The 20696-nt window shown below is 62.0% G+C and carries 15 protein-coding genes; 8 read left to right on the top strand and 7 right to left on the bottom strand.

The annotated features are described in order from the left end of the window. The first annotated feature begins 267 nt into the window (after positions 1-267). From M728_RS02750 to M728_RS02740, 3 genes are all read left to right on the top strand, one after another. Positions 268-864, top strand: coding sequence for a DUF6656 family protein (locus M728_RS02750; RefSeq protein ID WP_026618492.1), 597 nt, complete (start codon positions 268-270; stop codon positions 862-864). 124 nt (positions 865-988) lie between these two features. Beyond that, positions 989-1963 (top strand): L-threonylcarbamoyladenylate synthase, encoded by a 975-nt coding sequence (locus tag M728_RS02745; RefSeq protein ID WP_026618491.1) that lies wholly within the window; start codon positions 989-991, stop codon positions 1961-1963. Between the two features lie 45 nt (positions 1964-2008). Continuing rightward, the gene (locus M728_RS02740; protein ID WP_026618490.1) at positions 2009-3442 is read left to right on the top strand and encodes an FAD-binding oxidoreductase; all 1434 of its coding nucleotides are present in this window, start codon (positions 2009-2011) and stop codon (positions 3440-3442) included. A 53-nt stretch (positions 3443-3495) separates the two neighbouring features. Here M728_RS02740 and M728_RS02735 read toward each other — a convergent pair whose 3' ends face one another. The 4 genes from M728_RS02735 to M728_RS02720 form a co-directional block, all read right to left on the bottom strand. After that, positions 3496-4149, bottom strand: a complete 654-nt coding sequence (locus M728_RS02735; RefSeq protein WP_026618489.1) for a response regulator transcription factor — start codon at positions 4147-4149, stop codon at positions 3496-3498. After that, complete coding sequence (locus M728_RS02730) at positions 4124-7696, bottom strand: PAS domain-containing hybrid sensor histidine kinase/response regulator (protein ID WP_026618488.1); 3573 nt, start codon at positions 7694-7696, stop codon at positions 4124-4126. Before M728_RS02730 ends, M728_RS02735 begins: the two co-directional genes overlap by 26 nt. 255 nt (positions 7697-7951) lie before the next feature. Continuing rightward, on the bottom strand, positions 7952-9460 hold the full coding sequence (gene mctP / locus M728_RS02725) for a monocarboxylate uptake permease MctP (protein ID WP_026618487.1): 1509 nt from the start codon (positions 9458-9460) through the stop codon (positions 7952-7954). Next, positions 9450-9626 carry a DUF3311 domain-containing protein gene (locus tag M728_RS02720; RefSeq protein ID WP_026618486.1) on the bottom strand — a complete coding sequence of 59 codons (177 nt, stop codon included), beginning with the start codon at positions 9624-9626 and terminating at the stop codon, positions 9450-9452. Before M728_RS02720 ends, mctP begins: the two co-directional genes overlap by 11 nt. A 294-nt stretch (positions 9627-9920) precedes the next feature. Between M728_RS02720 and M728_RS02715 the strand changes: the two genes are divergently transcribed. Continuing rightward, positions 9921-10307 (top strand): ester cyclase, encoded by a 387-nt coding sequence (locus M728_RS02715; protein ID WP_026618485.1) that lies wholly within the window; start codon positions 9921-9923, stop codon positions 10305-10307. A 35-nt stretch (positions 10308-10342) separates the two neighbouring features. Here M728_RS02715 and M728_RS02710 read toward each other — a convergent pair whose 3' ends face one another. Next, entirely contained in the window at positions 10343-12652 is a 2310-nt protein-coding gene (locus tag M728_RS02710) for a DUF1217 domain-containing protein (RefSeq protein ID WP_026618484.1), read from the bottom strand. A 324-nt stretch (positions 12653-12976) separates the two neighbouring features. Here M728_RS02710 and M728_RS02705 point away from each other — a divergent pair, with 324 nt between their 5' ends. After that, positions 12977-13543: a DUF6101 family protein gene (locus tag M728_RS02705; RefSeq protein WP_026618483.1), complete on the top strand. Its 567-nt coding sequence runs from the start codon at positions 12977-12979 to the stop codon at positions 13541-13543. Between the two features lie 373 nt (positions 13544-13916). Here the strand turns inward: M728_RS02705 and ubiA are convergent, their stop codons facing one another. Together ubiA and M728_RS02695 are read right to left on the bottom strand one after the other, a co-directional pair. Then, positions 13917-14876, bottom strand: a complete 960-nt coding sequence (gene ubiA, locus M728_RS02700) for a 4-hydroxybenzoate octaprenyltransferase (RefSeq protein WP_026618482.1) — start codon at positions 14874-14876, stop codon at positions 13917-13919. A gap of 86 nt (positions 14877-14962) precedes the next feature. Continuing rightward, positions 14963-15781 (bottom strand): helix-turn-helix domain-containing protein, encoded by an 819-nt coding sequence (locus M728_RS02695; protein ID WP_026618481.1) that lies wholly within the window; start codon positions 15779-15781, stop codon positions 14963-14965. Positions 15782-15893: 112 nt separating this feature from the next. Here M728_RS02695 and M728_RS02690 point away from each other — a divergent pair, with 112 nt between their 5' ends. The 3 genes from M728_RS02690 to M728_RS02680 all read left to right on the top strand — a co-directional run bounded on the left by M728_RS02690 (position 15894) and on the right by M728_RS02680 (position 20623). Continuing rightward, positions 15894-17090, top strand: coding sequence for an MFS transporter (locus M728_RS02690; protein WP_026618480.1), 1197 nt, complete (start codon positions 15894-15896; stop codon positions 17088-17090). Between the two features lie 120 nt (positions 17091-17210). Further along, a complete protein-coding gene (locus M728_RS02685) occupies positions 17211-18251 on the top strand; it encodes a spermidine/putrescine ABC transporter substrate-binding protein (protein ID WP_026618479.1) in 1041 nt (346 codons plus the stop codon). After that, the gene (locus M728_RS02680; protein ID WP_084044220.1) at positions 18248-20623 is read left to right on the top strand and encodes a bifunctional diguanylate cyclase/phosphodiesterase; all 2376 of its coding nucleotides are present in this window, start codon (positions 18248-18250) and stop codon (positions 20621-20623) included. Before M728_RS02685 ends, M728_RS02680 begins: the two co-directional genes overlap by 4 nt. The last annotated feature ends 73 nt before the right edge of the window (positions 20624-20696 follow it).

Raw genomic sequence — 20696 nt, 5'->3', positions numbered from 1 at the left:
TTTTTTCGGCAGCGCCATTCCCAACGCGAATATGCCTTATCTCTTTGCGACGCCACCGGCCGCAGAAGCGCGCGCCCGATTGGACAAAACGCTCTGTTAACCATGATGTCCTACCCTGCGCCGAGGGATCAACGAGCTACAGCGCCGCGCGTCTTATCAGACGCGCAAAGGTCGCTGTAGCATTTTGAATTGCTGCATGTCTTTGTCCTTAAACCGAGGTCGATTTAAGGAGACATGCAGTAGCAAACAGAGCAGGCGCAGACGCCGATGGCAAAGCTCCGATATTATGACGCGGCCGATAAGGCGCCGGCCGAAACGCCGAAAGCTGCGGTCCACACCGAGTTCCTGCGGACGGGCCGCATCGACCGGCGCCGCCAATGGATGCCCGAACAGCGGCGCTATCTGAGCTATGCGGAGGTGGCGGAACAGACGGGCCGGAAACTGGCGGCAGCGGGTGAGACCACCCACAGGAGGATCAACGCCTTCCACGCTTCGATCCAGTTCCCGAAGATGGTCTTCCATCGCACGCTCGCGAGCAGCCCCCATCTCGGCTATTGCCACGTGACCGCCGCGAAAACCCGCCTCGCCCGGGCGCATGAGGTCACCTGGTCCTTCTATTTCGCGAATTTCTTCTCGGAGCTCGGCGACGAGACACACTTCTTCGACCGGATTCAGACGGGTTATTCGCGCATGTATTTCGCCGTCGCCATCGAGCCTGATGAGGCGGGGCGCATCGTCATCAATCGCGACGTGCGCGGCAACGGGCTGATCTTCCAAACGCAGGATCCGAGAGTGGCGCTCAAGAACGTGCTGATGCTGGGCGCACGCGACGATGCGCTGCGCCGGATCATCCAGAGGCTTTGACGGCGATCGTTTTTTCTGCATGCCGTTTCCCCCAACGCTTTCTGGGCGGCATCATTAAAGAAGAAAATCGTTCTGTTTTTTCGGCGCCTCCATTAAGGAAGCGACGGAAAGGATCAGAACCGCCATGGCCGAAATCATCGACACGCGCATCGAACCGGATCGGGCGATCGAAAGAGCCTGCGCGGTTCTTTCCGACGGCGAGCCGGTCGCGATCCCGACGGAAACGGTTTACGGCCTTGCCGCCGATGCCACCAATGCCGATGCGATCAGCCGCATCTATGAAATGAAGGGCCGGCCGCGCTTCAATCCGCTCATCTGCCATGTCTCGGACATCGCAATGGCCGAGGCGCATGTGACGTTCGATCCGGTTTCCCGGCAGCTTGCCGAGGCCTTCTGGCCCGGACCTCTGACGCTCATCCTGCCGCAGCGGCCGGAAAGCACTGTGCATGCGCTCGCTTCCGCCGGTCTCGATACGCTCGGCATCCGCATGCCCGACGGCTTCTCGCGCCGGGTGATCGCTCGCGTCGGACGGCCGCTCGCCGCGCCGAGCGCCAACACCTCGGGCAAGATCAGCCCGACCAGTGCTGCCCATGTGGAGGCGGACCTCGGCTCGAAGCTCAAGCTCATCCTTGATGCCGGAGCTTCCGAGATCGGACTGGAATCGACCATCATCAAGGTGGAAGACGGAAGGCTCTGTTTGCTCAGGCCCGGCGGGCTCGATGCGGCGGCAATCGAGGCGCTCACCGGTCTCGCGGTGGAGCGCCCCGAATCCGCCGGCGCTGCCATCGAAGCGCCCGGCATGCTTGCCTCGCACTACGCACCAGGCGCCGCCGTGCGGCTCGATGCCGAGGACGTTCGCAAGGGCGAGGCCCTGATCCGCTTCGGCGGAAAGGCGCTGCCCGGCGAGAGTGACGCCGTGATCGTCATGGATCTGAGCCCCAGCGGCAGTCTCAGGGAAGCGGCCGCCAACCTTTTCGACTATATGAAAAAGGCGGATGCGAGCGGTGCCGCGACGATCGCCTTCGGCCCCATTCCGAACGAGGGGCTCGGCGAAGCGATCATCGACCGGCTGCAGCGAGCGGCCGCGCCGCGCGCTTGATCCTCCGCCGCGGGCCATGAAGACACCCCGATCCAAGGCAGGACCATGACGACTATCATTCCTTCCCCAGAACTGATCGCATCCTTTACCGATATCGTCGGCCCCGGCAATGCGCTCACCGCGCCAACGGAGATCGCGCCCTATCTCGTCGAATCGCGCGGGCTCTATCGCGGCACGACGTCGCTCGTGCTCAGGCCCGGCTCGGTCGAGGAGGTCTCGCAGATCATGAAGCTCGCGAGCCAGACCCGCACGCCGATCGTGCCGCAAGGCGGCAACACCGGCCATGTGGCAGGAGGGGTCCCGCGTGAAGGCAAGACCGACGTGGTTCTTTCGCTCGAACGGCTGAACCGCATCCGCGACATCGATCCGGTCGGCAACGTCATCGTCGCCGACGCCGGCTGCATCCTCGCGGATATTCAGAAAGCCGCTGACGACATCGACCGGCTTTTCCCGCTGTCGCTCGGATCGGAGGGCTCGGCGAGGATCGGCGGCAATCTTTCGACCAATGCCGGCGGCACGGCGGTACTCGCCTACGGCAACATGCGCCAGCTTTGCCTCGGATTGGAGGTGGTGCTTCCGACCGGCGAAATCTGGGATGGTCTGAGAAGGCTGAAGAAGGACAATACCGGATACGACCTGCGCGACCTCTTCATCGGCGCGGAGGGGACGCTCGGCGTCATCACCGGAGCCGTCCTGAAGCTCTTCCCGAAGCCGCGCGGACATCAGGTCGCCTTTGCCGGCGTGAAGAGCGTCGAGGACGCGCTCGCCCTTTTCGAGCGGGCCTCGAGCCTTTGCGGTCCGGCGCTGACGGGCTTCGAGCTGATGCCAAGGCTCGGCATCGAGTTCACCACCCGGCACATTCACGGCGTCCGTGACCCCCTTGAAACGGCGCATCCGTGGTATGCCCTGATCGACATTTCCACCCCGGATTCGGCCGAAAGCGCGGAGCGGATGGTCGAGAGCCTGCTCGAAACGGGCATCGCCGACGGCTTCATCGAAAACGCCGTCATCGCCCAGAACGACGCGCAACGCAAAGCGCTCTGGCATATGCGCGAGAGCATGTCGCCGGCACAAAAGCCCGAGGGCGGCTCCATCAAGCACGATGTTTCGGTTCCCGTCTCGAGCATCCCCGCCTTCATGGCAGAGGCCGACGCGATCGTCACGAAGGCGGTACCCGGAGCGCGGATCTGCGCCTTCGGTCACGTGGGCGACGGCAATATCCACTACAACATCTCCCAGCCGGTCGACGCCGATACACAGGCCTTTCTCGGCCGCTGGCGCGAGGTGAACGCGATCGTCCATGCCATCGTGCTGAAATACAACGGCTCGATATCGGCCGAACACGGCATCGGTCAGTTGAAACGCGACGAGCTCGCGGCGATCCGCTCTCCCATCGAGATCGGGCTCATGCAACGGATCAAGCATGCTTTCGATCCGGCCGGAATTATGAATCCGGACAAGGTGCTGCGCCAGGATTGAAGCAGTCGCCGCCGTGATCCCGGTCTAAGGCCGGATGAGACGCAATCGCATCACTAACCGGGATCACGTGCGCCGGTCGATAGCAGACGCTCGCACAGCACGGCCGCCTGTGTGCGGCTGACCACGCCGAGTTTTCGCAAGATCGCCGAAACATGCACCTTGACGGTCTGCTCGGCGATTTCCATTTCGCCGGCGATCTGCTTGTTCAGCTTCCCCTCGACGATCTTCGTCAGAATTCTCAGCTGCTGCGACGAAAGCGAAGCAAGCCGCGCGCTCAGCGCCGCATCCGGGTCGGGTGTCGCTGCGGCGGCGAAGCGCGCCGGCGCCCATATTTCTCCATCGAGTATAGAGCGGATCGCCTCCACCATTTCCGGCAGATCCAACGATTTCGGAATGTAGCCGGAGGCGCCGAATGTGATTGCCTTGCGGATCGTCGCCTCATCGTGCTTGGCGGAAACGATCGCGACGGGCAAGGTCGGATGATGGGCGTGCAGCAGAAACAGACCCGCGAAACCGTCCGTTCCCGGCATGGTCAGGTCGAGAAGGACCAGATCCACCTCCCGTCGATCGCCGGAGAGCACTTCGAGGACCTCATCGACCGATCGGCAGGCGATCAGCTCGAGATCCGGCAACGCCGCGACAAGCGCACTCCGCAGGGCTGCCTGTACCATAGGATGGTCATCAGCGATGACGATGCGCGTGCTCATTTTCTTCTTCCTCCTGCAGTCCGGCGCGTTTCAGTCGGGCGACAGTATCCAGATATCGTCTCAAGGCGGCAGGCTTGACCGGTTTCGCCATGACCTCGCAGCCGAGGGCCTTTGCCCTCGCGCTGACCTCCTCGCTTCGATCCGCCGTGATCACCAGGCCCCTGATTTCCCGGCTCCAGTACTTGCGCAGGCTCGTCAACACGTCGATGCCCGTCGTGCCGTCAAGATGATAGTCGACGAGCGCCAGATCCGGCACTTGCCCGTTGCTATTGGCAAGCGCCGTTCTCTCGTCGCTTGCGACAATCGGCCGATGCCCCCATCGGGCGAGCAAAGAAGCGAGCCCCTGCCGGATGGCGTCATCATTGTCCACGCAGAGCACGGCCAGCGCGGTCCCGGAATCGGCATCCGGCGCCGCCGGTTTCGCCGAAGACGACACGGTCGCGCCTTGCGCCCCGAGCGGAACGGCGACGATGAAGGCTGTTCCACGGCCGGGCCGGGAGTGGATTTCGAGCGGAAGATCGAGCAGACGACAAATGCGCTCGACGATTGATAGTCCGAGCCCGCTGCCCTTTTCTCTGTCGTCGCCCGTGTCCAGCCTACGGAACTCTTCGAAGATCTCCTTCTGCCGCTCCGGCGCAATGCCGATGCCGGTGTCGCGGACCTCGATGCGCAGGCAATCGCCCCGGCGCCGACATCCTAAAAGAACCTTTCCCTCCGGCGTGTAGCGGATGGCGTTCGAGAGAAGATTCTGCAGCACGCGGCGCAGGAGCTGCGGGTCCGTCCGGACCGAAAGAGTCGAAGGGACGACGCGCAGCACGAGCCCCCGCTGGCGCGCGAGCGCGGAAAACTCAAGCTCGAGTTGGGCGAGAAGCGAGCCCACGGAAAAATCGACGGGCTGCGCCCGAACCGCGCCGGAGTCATAGGCTGAAATGTCCAACAGCTCGTCGAGCAGCCGCTCCGTCGAAGAGAGTGCGGCAGCGGCATTCCTTGCCAGCGCGCGCTCGTCGTCCTGATCCCTTGGAGGGCTGCCGGCATTGGAACGCAGGCTCTCGTCCAGCGCCGCGAGAAAGAGCCGTGCCGCATTCAGCGGCTGCAGCAGATCATGGCTTGCCGCAGCCAGAAACCGCGTCTTGCCGATATTGGCACGCTCGGCTTCCGCCTTGGCCTGCTCGAGCGCTTGGGTCCTTTCCTGAACACGCCGCTCCAGCTCTTCGTTGGCGCGACGAAGAACGGCCGCTGCCCGATGGCGCTCGGTCACGTCGGTATAGGTGGAGATGTAGCCGCCCTCCGCCATGCGGTCATAGGCGATCTCCAGCACCATGCCGTCGGGCCGCTTGCGCTCGTATACGTAGGGCCAGGATTGCATGGCGAGGTCCCGATTGACGAGGAGCGCCTTGAGGTCGTCGGCATCGTATTCGCCGCGCTCGCTGTTGAACGCCACGAGCTCGGCGAGCGGCAGGCCGACACGGATCAGGTCCTTCGGCAGATCGAGCAATGTCAGAAAGCGCCCGTTCCACGCTTCGATGGAAAGATCGCGGTCGAAAACGCAAATGCCCTGCGGCACCCCTTCCAGCGCCCCCTGCAGCAGCTTGCGATTGAAATGCAGCGCCTGCGATGCTTCGTCCAGCATGCCCACTGCCGCCTTGCGTGACAGCGAGCGGCTTTCGAGCGCCGCGGCCATCACCACCCGGGCGGAGGCGGCACCCAGTGCGCCGGCGACGAGATTTTCCGTAAATCGCATCGCCTCCATGTCGGCGAGCCCGTCGTCGCGCTTTGCTGCATCTCCCGCCGAGCGACGGCGCTGCATGAACTCCTCGAAGGCTATGGCGCTGCGGTCGGCGCCGACAAACCGGGCGGCAAGCGCCTTCAGGTCGTCGAGGCGAGTGACGACGGGCAAGGAAGCCAAAGGAAGTTGGTCGGCGGGAACTCCCCGCACGAAAGCCTCTGCCTGGAGCCGCTCAAGGGCTGAACGATCCTTCAACAGGGAGACGGCAAGGAAGACCACGAAATTTGCGCCGAGACTCCAGAGCGTCGCATGCGAAATCGGGTCGAGACCGGCGACGCCGAAGAGCGATTGCGGCTTCAACCACACGAGCCCGAACGGTCCGTTCGCGACGAGATCGTCGACGGCGGGCACGAGCGGCGCGATCGAGGGCACGAAAAGCGTGTAGAGCCAGAAGCCAAAGCCGATAGCAATTCCCGCGACCGCCCCCGCCCCGTTGGAACGTCGCCAGAGCAATCCCCCGAGAAAGGCAGGGCCGAACTGGGCAATGGCGACGAAGGACAAGAGGCCCATGACGGTCAACGGATAGGCCTGGTCGACCAGGCGATTCATCATGTAGGCGAGGAGAAGTATGGCAGCGACCGAGACGCGTCGCACCAGAAGCAGGATCGACGGCGAGGGCCATGCCGCGCCGCTGTGCCCGACGAGGCGAGAGCGCAGAAGCAGCGGCACGATGACATCGTTGCACAGCATCGTACTCAATGCCACCGAGGCTACGATCACCATCCCGGTCGCTGCCGAAAACCCTCCGAGGAAGGCCACCAGAGCGATCGCCGGCGCATTGCCGGCGAGCGGCAGCGAGATCACGAATGTATCGGGGTTCACCGTTTCGGCGAAGGTCGCAAGCCCGGCAATGGCGATCGGCACCATCAGAACGCTGAAGACAAGCAGATAGCCGGGATAGAGCCAGGCGGCCGCGCGCGCCTGCGACTGCGAGTTGTTCTCGACCACCGCGACGTGGAACATATGCGGAAGGCAAAGGAACGAGATCGCGGCGATGACGGTGTTCGACAGCCAGGTCGGATCGGAGAAATCCGGCGTCAGCAACGGCGCCATGGCCGGGTCCGCCTGGGCGCGGGCGATGAGGTCACCGAAGCCGTCGAACATGCCGAAGACGATGAACAGCGCGACGGCGACGAAAGCGGAGAGCTTGACCAGGCTCTCGAAGGCGATGGCCGCCATCAGCCCGCGATGGTGCTCGCTTGCGTGAATGTGCCTGACGCCGAAAATAATGGCGAAGAGCGCCATCGAAGCGGCAACGGCCAAGGTGCTGTCGCCGCGGATCGGCCGATTGCTGCCCGTCGGCAACGACGACGACGTCAGGATATCGAAGCTGGTGCCGACGGCCTTCAGTTGAAGTGCAACATAGGGCAGTACGGCGAGCAGCGCGGCCATGGTGACGAGCGCCGCGAGCGCCTGGCTCTTGCCGTATCGTGCAGCGATGAAGTCGGAGATCGAAGTGATGTTCTGGCTCTTCGCGACCGTTATGACCTTAGAGATCAGCGGCTGGCCGAAGAGAAGCACGAGCGTCGGGCCGATATAGATCGACAGGAAGTCCAAACCGCCTAAGGCGCGCCCGACCGAGCCGTAGAAGCTCCAGGAGGTGTTGTAGACGGCAAGCGTCAGCGCGTAGCCGAGCGCCGCCGCCCAGCCGGCCGGAAGGGGCAGGCTGCGCCCCGCACCTTGCCGATCCGTCCACCAGGCGATCAGGAACAGGATGACGACATAGGCTGTAGAAATGGAGAGGACGACCCAACCGGGCATGGCACCTCGCTGCCCTACTGCAGCACCCCACAAGCCGCAACCGACTCGAGGACAAAATCATGCAGCAATTCAAAGTGCTACAGCGCTTCAACGGGTCCGTTCAGACGCAGATCGCTGTAAGGCGGCACACCCTTTAGCCCCGCTACTGGTTCATTGCCATATCGCCGGTCGAATGGCAACGCGACGCGCGAAAACCGGCATCGGCAACTGGAGTATCGCGCAAGGGACCGGCGTGATCCGGCCGGCCCCTTGGACTTAGCTGCGCGACTCGGCTTCAGCGACCGTGAGGTCGTCGTCGGCAGTCTCTTTCGCCGGCACGATGAGGTTGACGACCACCGCTACGATGACGTTGAGCGTCAGCGCCAGAAGTCCGGTATAGACCGAGACGGTCACGCCGTCGAAGGCGAGAGCGTGTAGTGGCTTCAGTCCATCCGACCAGACGAGAGCCGAACCTCCGATGAAGCCGGCGGCCCAGCCGGCAAGCAGCGCCGGAGCCCGGAACCAGCTCGTGTAGAGCCCAAAGACGAGCGCCGGCAGCGTCTGCAGGATCCAGAGGCCTCCGAGCAGTTGCAGGTCGAGCGCGAACTGCGTCGGCAGCAGGAGGATGGCGAGCAGCGCCCCGACCTTGACCAGCATCGAGGTGATCTTCGCAACCTGCGCTTCACCCGCAGCGGTTACATCCGGATTGACCCAGACCTTCCAGAAATTGCGGGTGAAGAGGTTCGCCGCGCCGATGCTCATGACGGCCGCCGGGACCAGCGCGCCGATAGCGATCGCAGAGAAAGCGAAGCCTGCAAACCAGCCCGGAAACAGAGTCTTGAACAGTGCCGGGACGACATCGTTGTTGCTCTCGAGTTGCAGCCCCGCGGCATGGCTCATATAGCCGAGCAACGCCAGGAGGCCGAGCAGAAGGGTATAGGCAGGCAGCAGCACCGCGTTCTTGCGGATGGTATTGGCGCCTGACGAAGCAAAGATGCCGGTCAGCGTATGCGGATACATGAAGGCAGCAAGCGCCGAGCCGAGTGCCAGCGTGACATAGGGCACGAGCTGCGTCGAATCGAGCAGGATCCCACCCTTGCCCTTCGCCTCGAACGCCGCATCCGCTGCCGAAAAGACCGCGCCATAACCGCCGAGCTTGGAGGGGACGACGATGATCGCCGCGAGCACCACGATATAGATCATGATGTCCTTGACGAAGGCGATGAGTGCCGGCGCCCGGAGGCCGGACGAATAGGTGTAGAGTGCAAGCACCAGGAAGGCGAGGATGATCGGCATCTCGCCGGTTAAGCCCAGCGCCTTGATCGCCACTTCCATGCCGATGAGCTGGAGCGCGATGTAGGGCATGGTGGCGATCACGCCGGTCGAGGCGACCGCAAGCTCGAGGGCGCGCGAGCCGTAGGTGCCGCGGACAACATCACCGGCGGTGACGTAGCCACGCTCCTTCGCCGCTTTCCAGAGCAGCGGCATGACGGCAAAGACCAGCGGATAGACGATAATCGTATAGGGCAGCGCGAAGAAGCCGTAAGCGCCGATCGCATAGACGAGCGCCGGCACGGCGATGACCGTATAGGCGGTATAAAAGTCGCCGCCGACCAGAAACCAGGTGATCCAGGTTCCGAACTTGCGGCCGCCGAGGCCCCACTCGTCCAGGTGATCGAGCGATTCCGCCCGGCGCCAGCGCGACGCGAAGAAGCCCATGGCGGTGACGAGCACGAAGAAGAAGATAAAGACGGCAAGCGCCGACATGTCGATATTAGCCGTCATGACGCACGCTCCTGTAGACGAAATAGGTGATGAGCGACGTCAGCGGCACCCAGGCGAGCTGGTACCAGTAGAAGAAGGGGAAGCCGAAGAGTTGCGGCTCCTCGAAGTTATAGAAGGGGACCCATAGTAGCCCGATATAGGGCGCTAGCAGCAACAGGCGTATCACGTTTTCCTCCCGTGATGGCTGGACAGGCGGGGTGAGAAGCCGTGCGGCATTCCGCTCCTCCCACTCCGACGTCGATGGCCACGTGATCCTCGGCACGTGTGCTTCACCGCATAGCGCCAATCGCCAGGCCGCGACCTCCCTACTTTCGCTCAGAACACCCCCTACTTTCGGTCATGCCGATTGTCCGCCGCGTCTCGGAAACATCGGCGTGCTAGGCTGGTACTTGTTGACAAACAGCCTCAGCCAGAGGCGGACTGCCCGCAATCCGAACGCACCAGAGATGGGCCTGTTGCCGTGACGAAACAGCATCTTTCTGCGCTGTACCGAAGCTACATCGCCTGCCTCAATAGACGGGATTGGCCAATGCTTGGTCAGTTCATTCAGCAGGACGTGGTTCACAACGGCAAGCGCATCGGCCTGTCCGGCTACCGAGAAATGCTGGAACGGGACTTCTTCGAAATTCCAGACTTGTTCTTCGACATCGAACTGCTCGTTTCCGACCCGCCGCATGTCGCAAGCAGGCTGCGCTTCGACTGCACGCCCACAGGCACCTTCCTCGGCCTCCCCGTTAACGGGAGGAAAGTGTCATTCACGGAGAACGTGTTCTATCGGTTTGGAGCAGACAGGATCGAGCAGGTATGGTCGATCATAGACAAGGCGGCTATCGAGGCTCAGTTGTAGTCCGCTGAAACCTTTTCTCTCATGGGCAACAATTCTTAGCCACCTATCCGGAGCTGCGACAATTGCATGAGCGTATCGGCGCTGATGCCGATGCTGCCGCCACCCCCGGCAAGCACCGACACGATCGGGTCGACGCTCACGTTGTTTTCCAGATCGTAGAGCACGGTAAAGCGCGCAAGCAGCTTCTTCAGCTCGTCCGGGTCGCTGAGCTTCTCGAGATCGAGATTCTTTTCGACGATCTTTGCCTGCTGATCGATGTCCATGGACCTGAACTCGTCGGGCAGGTTGAAGATCGTGCGGAACACCTCGGCGAGCGCATCGTCGGCGAGAAGGTCGTAGGCGTCGACGAGCGAGCCTGCCATGCGTTCGAAGTAGAGCGCGAGGCGGACCCCTTGATTGTCCTCGCCTGCCTGTTCTTCCAACGTCTGGTGCAAATATCGGTCGAGCGTCTCGTAAAGTCCCTGGCGCGTGATGATGACGTCCTTGGCCTCGCGCAACAGGTTTCCTTCGCTGTCGAAATTGAAGGAGGTCACCAGCGTGACGAAGGCGACGGAATTCTCCTGCTGATTGATGACGCTTTCGGGATCGTCGAGATTGGAGGTGAAGATGTCACGGATCAAATCGACGGTCACGCTCTCCGGATCGATGCCGTGCGCCTCGAGCGCGAAGCTGACAAGGCGGGAATCGGCAAGAAATTCGTCGAGCGAGGAAATCTTGGCGATCTCGGCCGTGTAATACTCGCCCTCTTCCTTTGCCGCTGCCTTGTCGTCCTCCGACCCGAAACGAGACTTGTTGACAATGTAGGTCTTCGCCGTTTCCTGGATCTGCGTCTCGGATTGGGCCAGCGCGGGAACGCCGACTTCGCCCGCCGTCGTAAAGTTGAACAGCTTGGCAAGCGTCAGGTACCGCTCGTCGTTCAGCGTATAGACGAAGCTCTTTGGATCGGTGAGGTCGCTGGTCAGCACCCGCTTGATCGTCCGCGCGCTTTCGGTGTCGGGATCGAGGCCGACCGCCTTCAGCGCGAAATCATAGATCTTCGCGGTGCCGATGAAGTCGTCGAGGGATGTCATGCTCGCGACGGCGGTCTTGTAGGCGCTGATCGCCTTTTCGTCCGCCTCGTCGTCCTTGTCGTTGTAGCGCGTCATGTAGCGATTGGAGGTGAGCGTCGTCTGTTCTGCCGTCTGCGCAGCATCTCCGGCGGCGAGCGTTCCGTCCGCCTGGAAATTGAAGGCTCTGGCCAGCGCCTTATAGTTCTCGTTGCCCTTGCCGATCGTGTTTATGTAGCTGTTCGGATCGTCCGGATCGCTCGTCAGGATGTTCTTGATCGTCGCCGGTACGATCGTGACCTGGTTAAGATCGAAGGCCGTCCGGACGTAATCATAAAGGCGTGCGTCGGCCACGAGCTGATCGACCGTCGTGGTGCTCGCGATCTTCTCTTCAAAATAGGCCTTGTTCAGGAGTGCTGTCTGCGGCGTCACGCGCGGATTGCTGTAGACATAGAGCTCGTTCGTGGCCTCTTTGTTTGCGGCCGTCTGCGCAGCACCCGCGGCCACCGTGCCATCGGCGTTGAAGTCGAATGCCGCCGCCATTGCCAAATAGCTGTTAGTGGCCGCAATGGACTTGTTGTAGGTAGCGATTTTCGCCTCGAGCTCGAGCTTCTCCGCCGCCGTCACATCCGGTTCCTTCAGCCGTGCCTGCGCTTCGGCCTTGGCAGCTTCGAGTTCGGAGAGCCTGGGTTCGAGCACCGTATTCTCGTAGCTGTCCGGATCGCTGGAATTGCTGGAGAGAATGCTGCGGATCGTCTCGCGGGAATAGGTATTCTCGTCGATGCCGTAGGCGGTGAAAACATAGGACCTCAGCCGATCGTCGTTCAGGAGTTGATCGACGCTGGTGATCTTATCGATCACGATGTTGTAGTAGCGCGTCTCCTCCTTCTGCGTTTCGCCGATGTCGAGGATGCCGGTGCTATAGAGGCCGATCAGTTCATCGAGCTGCGCCTCCGTCTGGGAAACCGCCGTTCCGCCGCTGAAGCTGAAGGCCATCGCGAATTCACGGTAGCGCTCGTCCGTCAGCTTGTTGGCGAAGCTGTTGTCGTCGGAGAGGTCGCTTTCAAGTACCTTTCGCATGAAGGCAACGGACTCGATCATATCGCTGAGGCCATAGGCCTTCATCGCGTAGGAATAGAGGCGATAGTCGGCGAGAAACTCATCGACCGAGGTCACACTGCCAATGTTCTCCCGATAATATTGCGTGTCGCGGGCAACGATCGTCTGATCCGACACGCGTTTCAGGCTCACCTTCATGTCTCGTGCGATGAGATTATAGTCGAGATAAGTCGAAACCATGCGCCACCCACCAACAAGGATGGGGGATCGTCGGTACCCGACGTCCCCACAACCACTCCGATAGTTCCGATGATCACGCAGAATGCTTGTGCGTGGCTTTTCACCGGCCGTCGGGCGAGTGCAGAAAATGCCCGTGTTTTCGTTGACGAAAAAGAAACCTTGCCGCGTCGGCTTTCGCTAACCATCGGACAAGGCAAAGTTTTTTTAACCGCGAATTTTAAGTCGCCCGGAAGAGCGGCCGCCTATCTTCCCGCCCATAGAGGACGAAAAGTCTCGACAGGAAAGGCCGGCGACGGCTCTCAAGGAAAACAAGGGCGAATTGCAATGCGCAACACACTGTCTCAACCGGCTTGGGCTGGAAACACGCTCAGGCTTGACCCGAAGCGTTTTCCGCAGCAAGCAAGTTACGCGCTGCGCGGCCAGATGGGGAATGTCAGCGTCAGCCTTGACGAGCGTGGCGCTGTTCTGCGCAAGGTGCTACCATCCAGCGGCCTGCCGCTTTCGATCGCTCTGCCGGCGCGAGCTTTCAAGGGCGTTGCGGCGCGGGCGATCGACCATGGCGACGGGGAGGTTACAGTGACGCTCGAACTTCATCACGACGATCCGGATCTCTGCATCCCGCTGCTCGTCGCGCATGATCTTTCCGATATCGCGGCCGACTGGCGCGCCTGGGCGGAAGCCTACCGTGCCCCGATGCTGATGGTGGAGGCGGATGGGGTCGCGCGGCCGCTCGAAGAACATCTCGGCGACATCCGCACCGCGCCGGTGAAGCCGCGTCGCCGTCACTCCTTCTTCGCCGAACGCCGTCCGCGCTTCCTGGTGCGCCGCTCGACCGGCCATCTCGGCGTGCATATGAAGATCGACGGCCGCGAGATCATCGCCCGGCGCTGACTGCGGCATTCCGCGCTTCAACTCACCGATCAGCCGGCCGAAGAGCCGGCTTTTCATGCTTGACGCACCCGCTGCGATCACGAGGGCTTTTCCGTCGCAAGGAAGTGTTACCGCGGAAACAAACGTATCGCCTTCTTCATGCCATAAGCGCTCCATAGCCAAGGACACGTATGAAGGAGACACAAGATGCGCAAGCACCTGCTCGCCACCCTCGTCGCCATCCGAGCGATCTTCGGCACACGGATTGCAGCCAGACGGCGCAAGGCGGATGCCGAGATGAGTTGGGCATAGGCCTCATTCGGTGTGCGCCTGAATGGCGCCCACACCAGACGTCGAAACGTTGTAACGATCCTCCGGAGCTCCGGGGGATTTTTCATATGAGGCGCACGAGAAGCGCCAGGACAAGTCCCGAGAACACGATCAGCCCGACGACGCTGTTGAATTTGAACAGCGCAAGACATTGCAGCGGATCGTGGATGTTCAGTACCAGGATCTGATAGGCGAGCATCGCCGCCGCCACAACAAGTCCGGCATAGGCAAAGAACCCGGCACCCGCCGCCAGAAAGGCGAAAAACATCAGGAGCACGGCGATCCCGTAGAGTCCCATCAGCCAGGGCCGCGGATTGTCGCCGAAGCGGCGCGCCGTCGAGCGGACGCCGATCAGTTCGTCGTCTTCCCGGTCCTGATAGGCATAGATGGTGTCGTAGCCGATGGTCCAGGCGATGGCGGCAGCGTAAAGGATGATCGCCGCCACCGACAGCGCGCCGAATTCCGCCGACCAGCCCATGATTGCGCCCCAGGAGAAGGCGAGGCCGAGGAAGAATTGCGGCCAATCGGTGAAGCGCTTGGCGAAGGGGTAAACGGCCACAAGCGCCAGCGACAGAATGCCGAGGAAAATCGTGAAGCCGTTGAACTGCAACAGGACGATGAAACCTGCAAGCGCCTGCAGCACCATGAACGCCTTGGCTTCGAAGCGCGTGACGCGACCGGAAGGCAGAGGCCGCGAACGGGTGCGCGCCACTTCCATATCGATGTCGTGGTCAACGATGTCGTTGTAGGTGCAGCCGGCGCCCCGCATGGCGATCGCCCCGACAATGAAGAGAAAGACATGGAAGAGGAAGCGGCCGGCCGAGAAGCTGCCGAGCTCTCTTGCCGCTCCCGCCGCGAGCGCAGCGGACCAGAGGCAGGGCCACATCAGCAATTGCCAGCCGATCGGCCGGTCCCAGCGGGCGAGCTGCGCATAGGGCCAGAGCGCGCGCGGCAGCACGCGGTAGACCCAGTTGTTGGACGGCGCATCGTGCACGCGCCCGGAATCGGCGGATGAAGTGTTCATGGCTCCTGTTTGGCCCCGCAAACCCGGGCGGTCAAGCGTCCGCAATCACCAGCCCAGCCTTCGTTTTGCCATGCCGGCTCAGCCGGTCAGGCCTGCCGGCTGCCGAGATAAAGGCTCGGCGGTGCGCCGAGCATGCGGCGGAACATGGTGGTGAAGGCTGCGACATTGTCGTAGCCGGCGTCGAGCGCAACGGTGGTGATCGGCTCGCCATCGGCGATGCGCGGCAGGGAGGCAAAGATGCAGGCCTGCTGCCGCCAGGTGCCGAAGCTGACGCCTGTCTCCTGTCTGAAGAGCCGTGTGAAGGAGCGTCGGCTGATGCCCATGCGCGCCGCCCACTCATCGATGTTCGCGCTTGCCGAAGGCGCTTCCAGGAATTGCCGACAAAGCGCGGCGAGCCTGCGGTCCCGCGGAAACGGCAGGCCAAGCGGCCGCTCGGCAAGGCGCGGAATTTCCTCGAGTAGCAGATCCATGATCAGGTGCTCCCGCCGTTCTGACGATGCCTCGTTCTCCACTCGGACCAGTTCGTCGATGAGGCTGCCGACAAGCGGACTGATCTCCAGGACGAGCGGCCGCTGTGCCCGGCCTGCCACCACCGGCGCGATATAGATCGAATGCATGCGGACATCGCTGATCATCTCGGCGGAATGTTCCATCCCGGCCGGGATGAGCAGAGCATGGCCAGGCGGAATCATCCACCGTCCGCCCGGCGTATATACGAGTACGACGCCTGAGCGCGCCCACCAGAGTTGCGTCCGGCTATGGCTGTGGAGAGGTACGAACAGGCCGCTGCCGTAATCCTTTCCGATCGCGAGCACGGGCGCATTCGCCTTTTCGATCCATTCCAGACTCCTGAAATGGTCCGCATCCAGCAAGTTTGGCAGGTTGTTTCGGTCGGATTTCGCCATTTGGCCCACTTACGAAAGAAATCGACCAAATCACAAAAGCAGGCCAAGCACAAGCCGGCTAGAGAAAGGCGGAAACGGGCTCCGGCAGCGAGCCGCCCGAAGGAAACATCCCATGGCATCGGTCACCTCGACAGGCAGCATCAGTCCGGAAAAGACAGCCTTCTCCGTCATTCTTGCCGTCAGCTTCTGCCACATGCTGAACGACATTATGCAGTCGCTGCTGACCGCACTCTATCCGTTGCTCAAGGCGAACTACGCGCTCGACTTCGTCCAGATCGGCCTGTTGACCTTCACCTTTCAGGTGACAGCCTCGATGCTGCAGCCGGCCGTCGGCATCATCACGGATCGCTGGGCGCTGCCTTATTCGCTGCCTGTCGCCATGCTTTCGACCTGCCTGGGCCTCCTCCTTCTCGCCAACGCCGATCATTTCTGGATGCTTCTCGTTGCGGCGAGCCTGATTGGCGTCGGGTCGGCCATCTTCCACCCCGAATCCTCGCGCGTCGCCCGCCTTGCCTCGGGCGGGCGCCACGGACTGGCGCAGTCGCTGTTCCAGGTCGGCGGCAATGCCGGCAGCGCGATGGGGCCGCTGCTCGCTGCCTTCATCGTCATCCCCCTCGGGCAGGGCAGCCTCGGGTGGTTCTCGATCGTCGCGATCATCGGCTTCTTCGTGCTGTCCTGGGTGAGCACCTGGTATGTGCGGCATCGCCGCTCGTCCATGAGCCGGCCCGTGCCGAGCCGCGCTTTGCCGCTGCCGAAGGCCCGGGTCCTCTGGACGATCGCCATCCTCGTGCTGCTGACGGCGACGAAGAATGTCTATCTCGCCAGCATTTCGAGCTACTTCACCTTCTTCGTCATCGAAAAGTTCGGCACGAGCGTGCAGCATGCACAGCTGATGCTGTTCCTGTTCCTTGGTTCAGCGGCCGCGGGCACATTCCTCGGCGGTCCGATCGGCGACCGTTACGGCGCCCGATTCGTCATCTGGCTTTCGATCCTTGGCGTCGTTCCGTTCGCTTTGCTCCTTCCCTATGCGAACCTGTTCTGGACGGGCGTGCTCAGCATCTTCATCGGCTTCATCTTCTCGTCTGCCTTCTCAGCGATCGTCGTCTTCGCGCAGGAGCTCGTTCCGGGCCGCGTGGGACTCATTGCCGGCGTCTTCTTCGGTTTCGCCTTCGGCTTCGGCGGCATGGGCGCCGCCGTGCTCGGCATCTTCGCCGACCGCCAGGGGATCGAATTCGTCTATAAGCTCTGCTCCTATCTGCCGCTCCTGGGACTCTTCACCGTGTTCCTGCCGAAGCTACCGGCGCGATAACGATTGCGACCGGCACGATGATGCCGGCCGCGCCTCGTCCGCCGCAATATTAGTGCCTGCTGTAAGCATTCCTCAATTATTGCCGGATAGCTTCGGTCAAGAGGCGAGCAGGGGCAGAGAATGAAGGCGCACGGGGTTGTTTCCGTCTTTCTGGCAACACTGCTTTGCGCGTCCGCGAGTCGCGCCGAAACGCTCAATCTGCTCATCTGGGAAGACTATATCGACCAGGGCGTCGTCGACCGCTGGACGCAAAAGACCGGCGTTTCTATCCGTCAGATCAATTTCGACAGCGACGACGCGCGCGACGAGATTCTCGCCGACCCCGGCAGCAATATCGATCTCGTCATCGTTGACGAGAACGGGGCGCGGCTTTTCGGTCGAAAGGGCGTTATCGAGCCGGTCTCCGATGCCAATCTTCCTGCGCTCGCGGACTATGCGCCAGAATGGCGCAAACGCTGCGCCGGATCCGGCCTTCCCTATTTCTGGGGCACTGTTGGCATCCTCTATCGCTCTGACGTCATCACGCGCCCGCCGACATCCTGGCAGGACATGATGCGCCCGGCAGCGGCGCTCAAAAAACACATCGCCATGTTCGACGACCACAGCGAGATGTTCGTGCCCCCCTTGCTGCTGCTCGGCGCTTCCATCAATACCGACGACACGGCAACCCTGAAGGCCGCCTTTGAGCTCTTGAGGGCACAGGCACCGTCCGTGCTGACCTATGACTATGTCGTGAGCTCGATCCAGGATCCGGCGAAGGGCAAGGACATCCATTTGGCGCTAGGCTACAGCGGCGACCAGCACGTGCTCAACAACAAGGTCGGCAAGGCAGGGCTGTGGCGCTATTCGGTCCCGAAGGAAGGCACTTTGTCATGGCTCGACTGCTTTTCCGTCGTTGCGCATTCGCCCCACAAGCAGCGGGCACTTGAGTTCCTGAATTTCATCGGCTCTCCGGAGGCGTCCGCCGCCAATGCGCTCGCCCTGAACATGCCGACCCCAAGTCGCGCGGCGCTCAAGCTCCTTCCCGAGGAGATGCGCTCCGATCCGGAAATCTATCCGCCCCCCGAAATCATGGCGAAAAACCAGTATCAGCGGGAACTGTCCATCCAGTCGATACAGGCGCGCCGTCGCATCATCAACACGTTGGCGAATTTCCAGTGACCCTCGGCAAGCGTGCGCTCATCCTTATCTTTCCGGTCGTGTTGGCGGGCTATCTTCTTGCAGCCCTCTCGGTCCATGTCGCGCAGAGTCGGTCGATCCGCGCACTGGAGCATGCCAAGCTCTCACAACGGGTCGAGCATGCTGCCGCCGTCTTTCAGAACGAGGTCCGGCGCAGCAAAAGCTTCCTCAATGCGCTTTTGAACGGCAATGCGCTGCGCCAATACGTCTCCGAAACGGACAAGAAATACCGCGCCAACGCCCTCGGCGTGCGGCTGCAGGAAAGCGTGAAGTCGCTGTCGGATGATCCTGCCGGCTTCGTCTCCTTCGCTATTCTCGACGCGAAACTGGAAGCGGAGTACTACTTCGAAAACAGTTGGGATCCTTTTGCGGAAATCGATCAGGCACAGATCGATCTCGCACGACAACTGATCAACGGCTCAAGGCTCGGCGACTGGACCTATCTCGGCGACGCCAGCGACCGGCAAAGGATAGTCTATTCCCAATTCGTCGATCCGATCACCTTTGGCCGGCCGGCACCCAGCAACAAGGCGAACGCTCTTCTGATGCAGGTGGCGGTGCAGCCCGACCGTTTCCTCAAATTGCGGGCCGCTCTCGAGAGGGAATATGGCGCCCCCGTCATCCTTCAACCTTGGCCGCTTGCCGCTACCGACGATCTTTCGGCGAGCGTGCCGCTCGGTCCCTCGCTTCATGCGACGCTGACTGTTTCGGACGCGCATTTCGATGCACTGATGCTGCGTCAGAAAGTGCTGCTGGCGCTCGGCGCCGTCGCCATGAGTCTCTTCTCCATCTGGCTCCTCATCGTACTCATCCGCCGCTTCATTACCGGGCCGATTGCGACACTCGACGCAAATGTCATGGCGGTCATGGCAGGCGCGCGCGAGGAAATCGCCGAGGTGCACGAGGCGGGAGAAATCGGCCGTCTGACGCGAAACATCGGCGAACTGCATCGTCAGTCCGTTCAGTCCCTCCAGCTCGTACAGCGGAGTTCCTGGACCGATGCTTTGACGGGCATCAGCAACCGTGCGCACTTCAACATGCTTGCGGCGGGCGCAGTCCAAGAGGCTATTGCATCCGGCGAAAAGTGCAGCCTGTTGTTCATCGACATCGACAACTTCAAGTTCGTCAACGACAAGCATGGCCACGACGTGGGCGACGAGCTCCTGAAAGCGCTCGCGGCCCGGATCGCGCATGACGCCGAAGCGATCACCCGAAAGCAAGGGCACCAGCCGGCCATTTTGGCGCGCCTTTCGGGCGACGAGTTTGCAGTGCTCGTGCGGTCGAAAGCGGGCGACCGCACCGTGCAGGAGTTATGTGCCGCGATCCTCGCCCTCTTTTCCGGCGGCTTCGAGCTCTCCGGTAAGCGCTATCCGGTGACGGCAAGCATCGGCGTCGCCGTCTGCCCGGGGGATGCGAGCACCGTCGCGGAACTGATCTCGAATGCCGACGCGGCCATGTATCAGGCGAAAAGCGCCGGCAAGAACCGCTCCGCTCGCTTCTCGCGCGCGCTCAACGACAAGCGCACCCGGCAGAGGCAGATTCAAGAGGAACTGCGCTCGCTCGATCCCGACGAGCAGTTTCGTCTGGTTTATATGCCGATCGTCAACGCGCGCGGCGAGGTCACCGGCTGCGAGGCGCTCCTGCGCTGGCACTCGCCCGTTCTCGGCCATGTGACACCGGACGAATTCGTCCCGATCGCGGAGAGCTCCGGGCTCTTCACCAAGATCGACTGGTGGGTCATCGACAAGGCGATGTCCGATTGCCACCACTTGAGAGCCCTCTTCGGACCGGACACGGTGCTTGCAATCAACATCTCTTCGGCCGAACTGCATTCGCGGTCGATCAGCGACTATTTTTCCGATTGCCTGACACGACACGGGCTCAATCCCCGATCGGTCGACATCGAGCTCACGGAAACTTTCGCCGTGAAGGTCAGCGACCAATTGCGCTGGAATATCGAGGAGTTGCGGCGGAAGGGCCTGCGGCTATCGATCGACGACTTCGGAGCGGGCTACACCTCCGTCCAGCAGATCATCGACTACCCCGCCGACACGATCAAGCTCGACCGGGTGCTCGTATCGAACCTGACCGCCTCGCAATCCCTTCCGGTTCTCAAGGCGGTCGTCGCACTCTGCCATGCGAAGGATATGGCGGTCGTCGGTGAAGGCGTCGATACCCCGGAGAAGCTCGCGATGCTGACGGCGGCGGGCTGCGACCGCTTCCAAGGATACCTAATCAGCAAGCCGCTTTCGCTCGAGGACCTCGCGATCTGGGCGCTCGGCCGAACCATGCGCCCCTTCGAGCACTCGAACGAGGACGTCATCGCGCGTCCAGCGATTGCACGTCATGTCTGACCACCTGCGGCCGGCGCGCAGGAAATTTGCAGCCCCGCCCGCTTTTTCCTTGACCTTCTCCCGCCTGCCGTCC

It is taken from the genome of Ensifer sp. WSM1721 (genome assembly GCF_000513895.2).
GTDB lineage: Bacteria > Pseudomonadota > Alphaproteobacteria > Rhizobiales > Rhizobiaceae > Sinorhizobium.
This window is presented reverse-complemented; position numbering and strand designations above follow the sequence as displayed.

What these genes read in the sequence shown, in the direction of transcription:
- M728_RS02750 (WP_026618492.1), top strand. Translation starts at nt 268, where the DNA reads ATGGCAAAGCTCCGATATTATGACGCGGCCGATAAGGCGCCGGCCGAA.
- M728_RS02745 (WP_026618491.1), top strand. Translation starts at nt 989, where the DNA reads ATGGCCGAAATCATCGACACGCGCATCGAACCGGATCGGGCGATCGAA.
- M728_RS02740 (WP_026618490.1), top strand. Translation starts at nt 2,009, where the DNA reads ATGACGACTATCATTCCTTCCCCAGAACTGATCGCATCCTTTACCGAT.
- M728_RS02735 (WP_026618489.1), bottom strand. Translation starts at nt 4,149, where the DNA reads ATGAGCACGCGCATCGTCATCGCTGATGACCATCCTATGGTACAGGCA.
- M728_RS02730 (WP_026618488.1), bottom strand. Translation starts at nt 7,696, where the DNA reads ATGCCCGGTTGGGTCGTCCTCTCCATTTCTACAGCCTATGTCGTCATC.
- mctP (WP_026618487.1), bottom strand. Translation starts at nt 9,460, where the DNA reads ATGACGGCTAATATCGACATGTCGGCGCTTGCCGTCTTTATCTTCTTC.
- M728_RS02710 (WP_026618484.1), bottom strand. Translation starts at nt 12,652, where the DNA reads ATGGTTTCGACTTATCTCGACTATAATCTCATCGCACGAGACATGAAG.
- M728_RS02705 (WP_026618483.1), top strand. Translation starts at nt 12,977, where the DNA reads ATGCGCAACACACTGTCTCAACCGGCTTGGGCTGGAAACACGCTCAGG.
- ubiA (WP_026618482.1), bottom strand. Translation starts at nt 14,876, where the DNA reads ATGAACACTTCATCCGCCGATTCCGGGCGCGTGCACGATGCGCCGTCC.
- M728_RS02695 (WP_026618481.1), bottom strand. Translation starts at nt 15,781, where the DNA reads ATGGCGAAATCCGACCGAAACAACCTGCCAAACTTGCTGGATGCGGAC.
- M728_RS02690 (WP_026618480.1), top strand. Translation starts at nt 15,894, where the DNA reads ATGGCATCGGTCACCTCGACAGGCAGCATCAGTCCGGAAAAGACAGCC.
- M728_RS02685 (WP_026618479.1), top strand. Translation starts at nt 17,211, where the DNA reads ATGAAGGCGCACGGGGTTGTTTCCGTCTTTCTGGCAACACTGCTTTGC.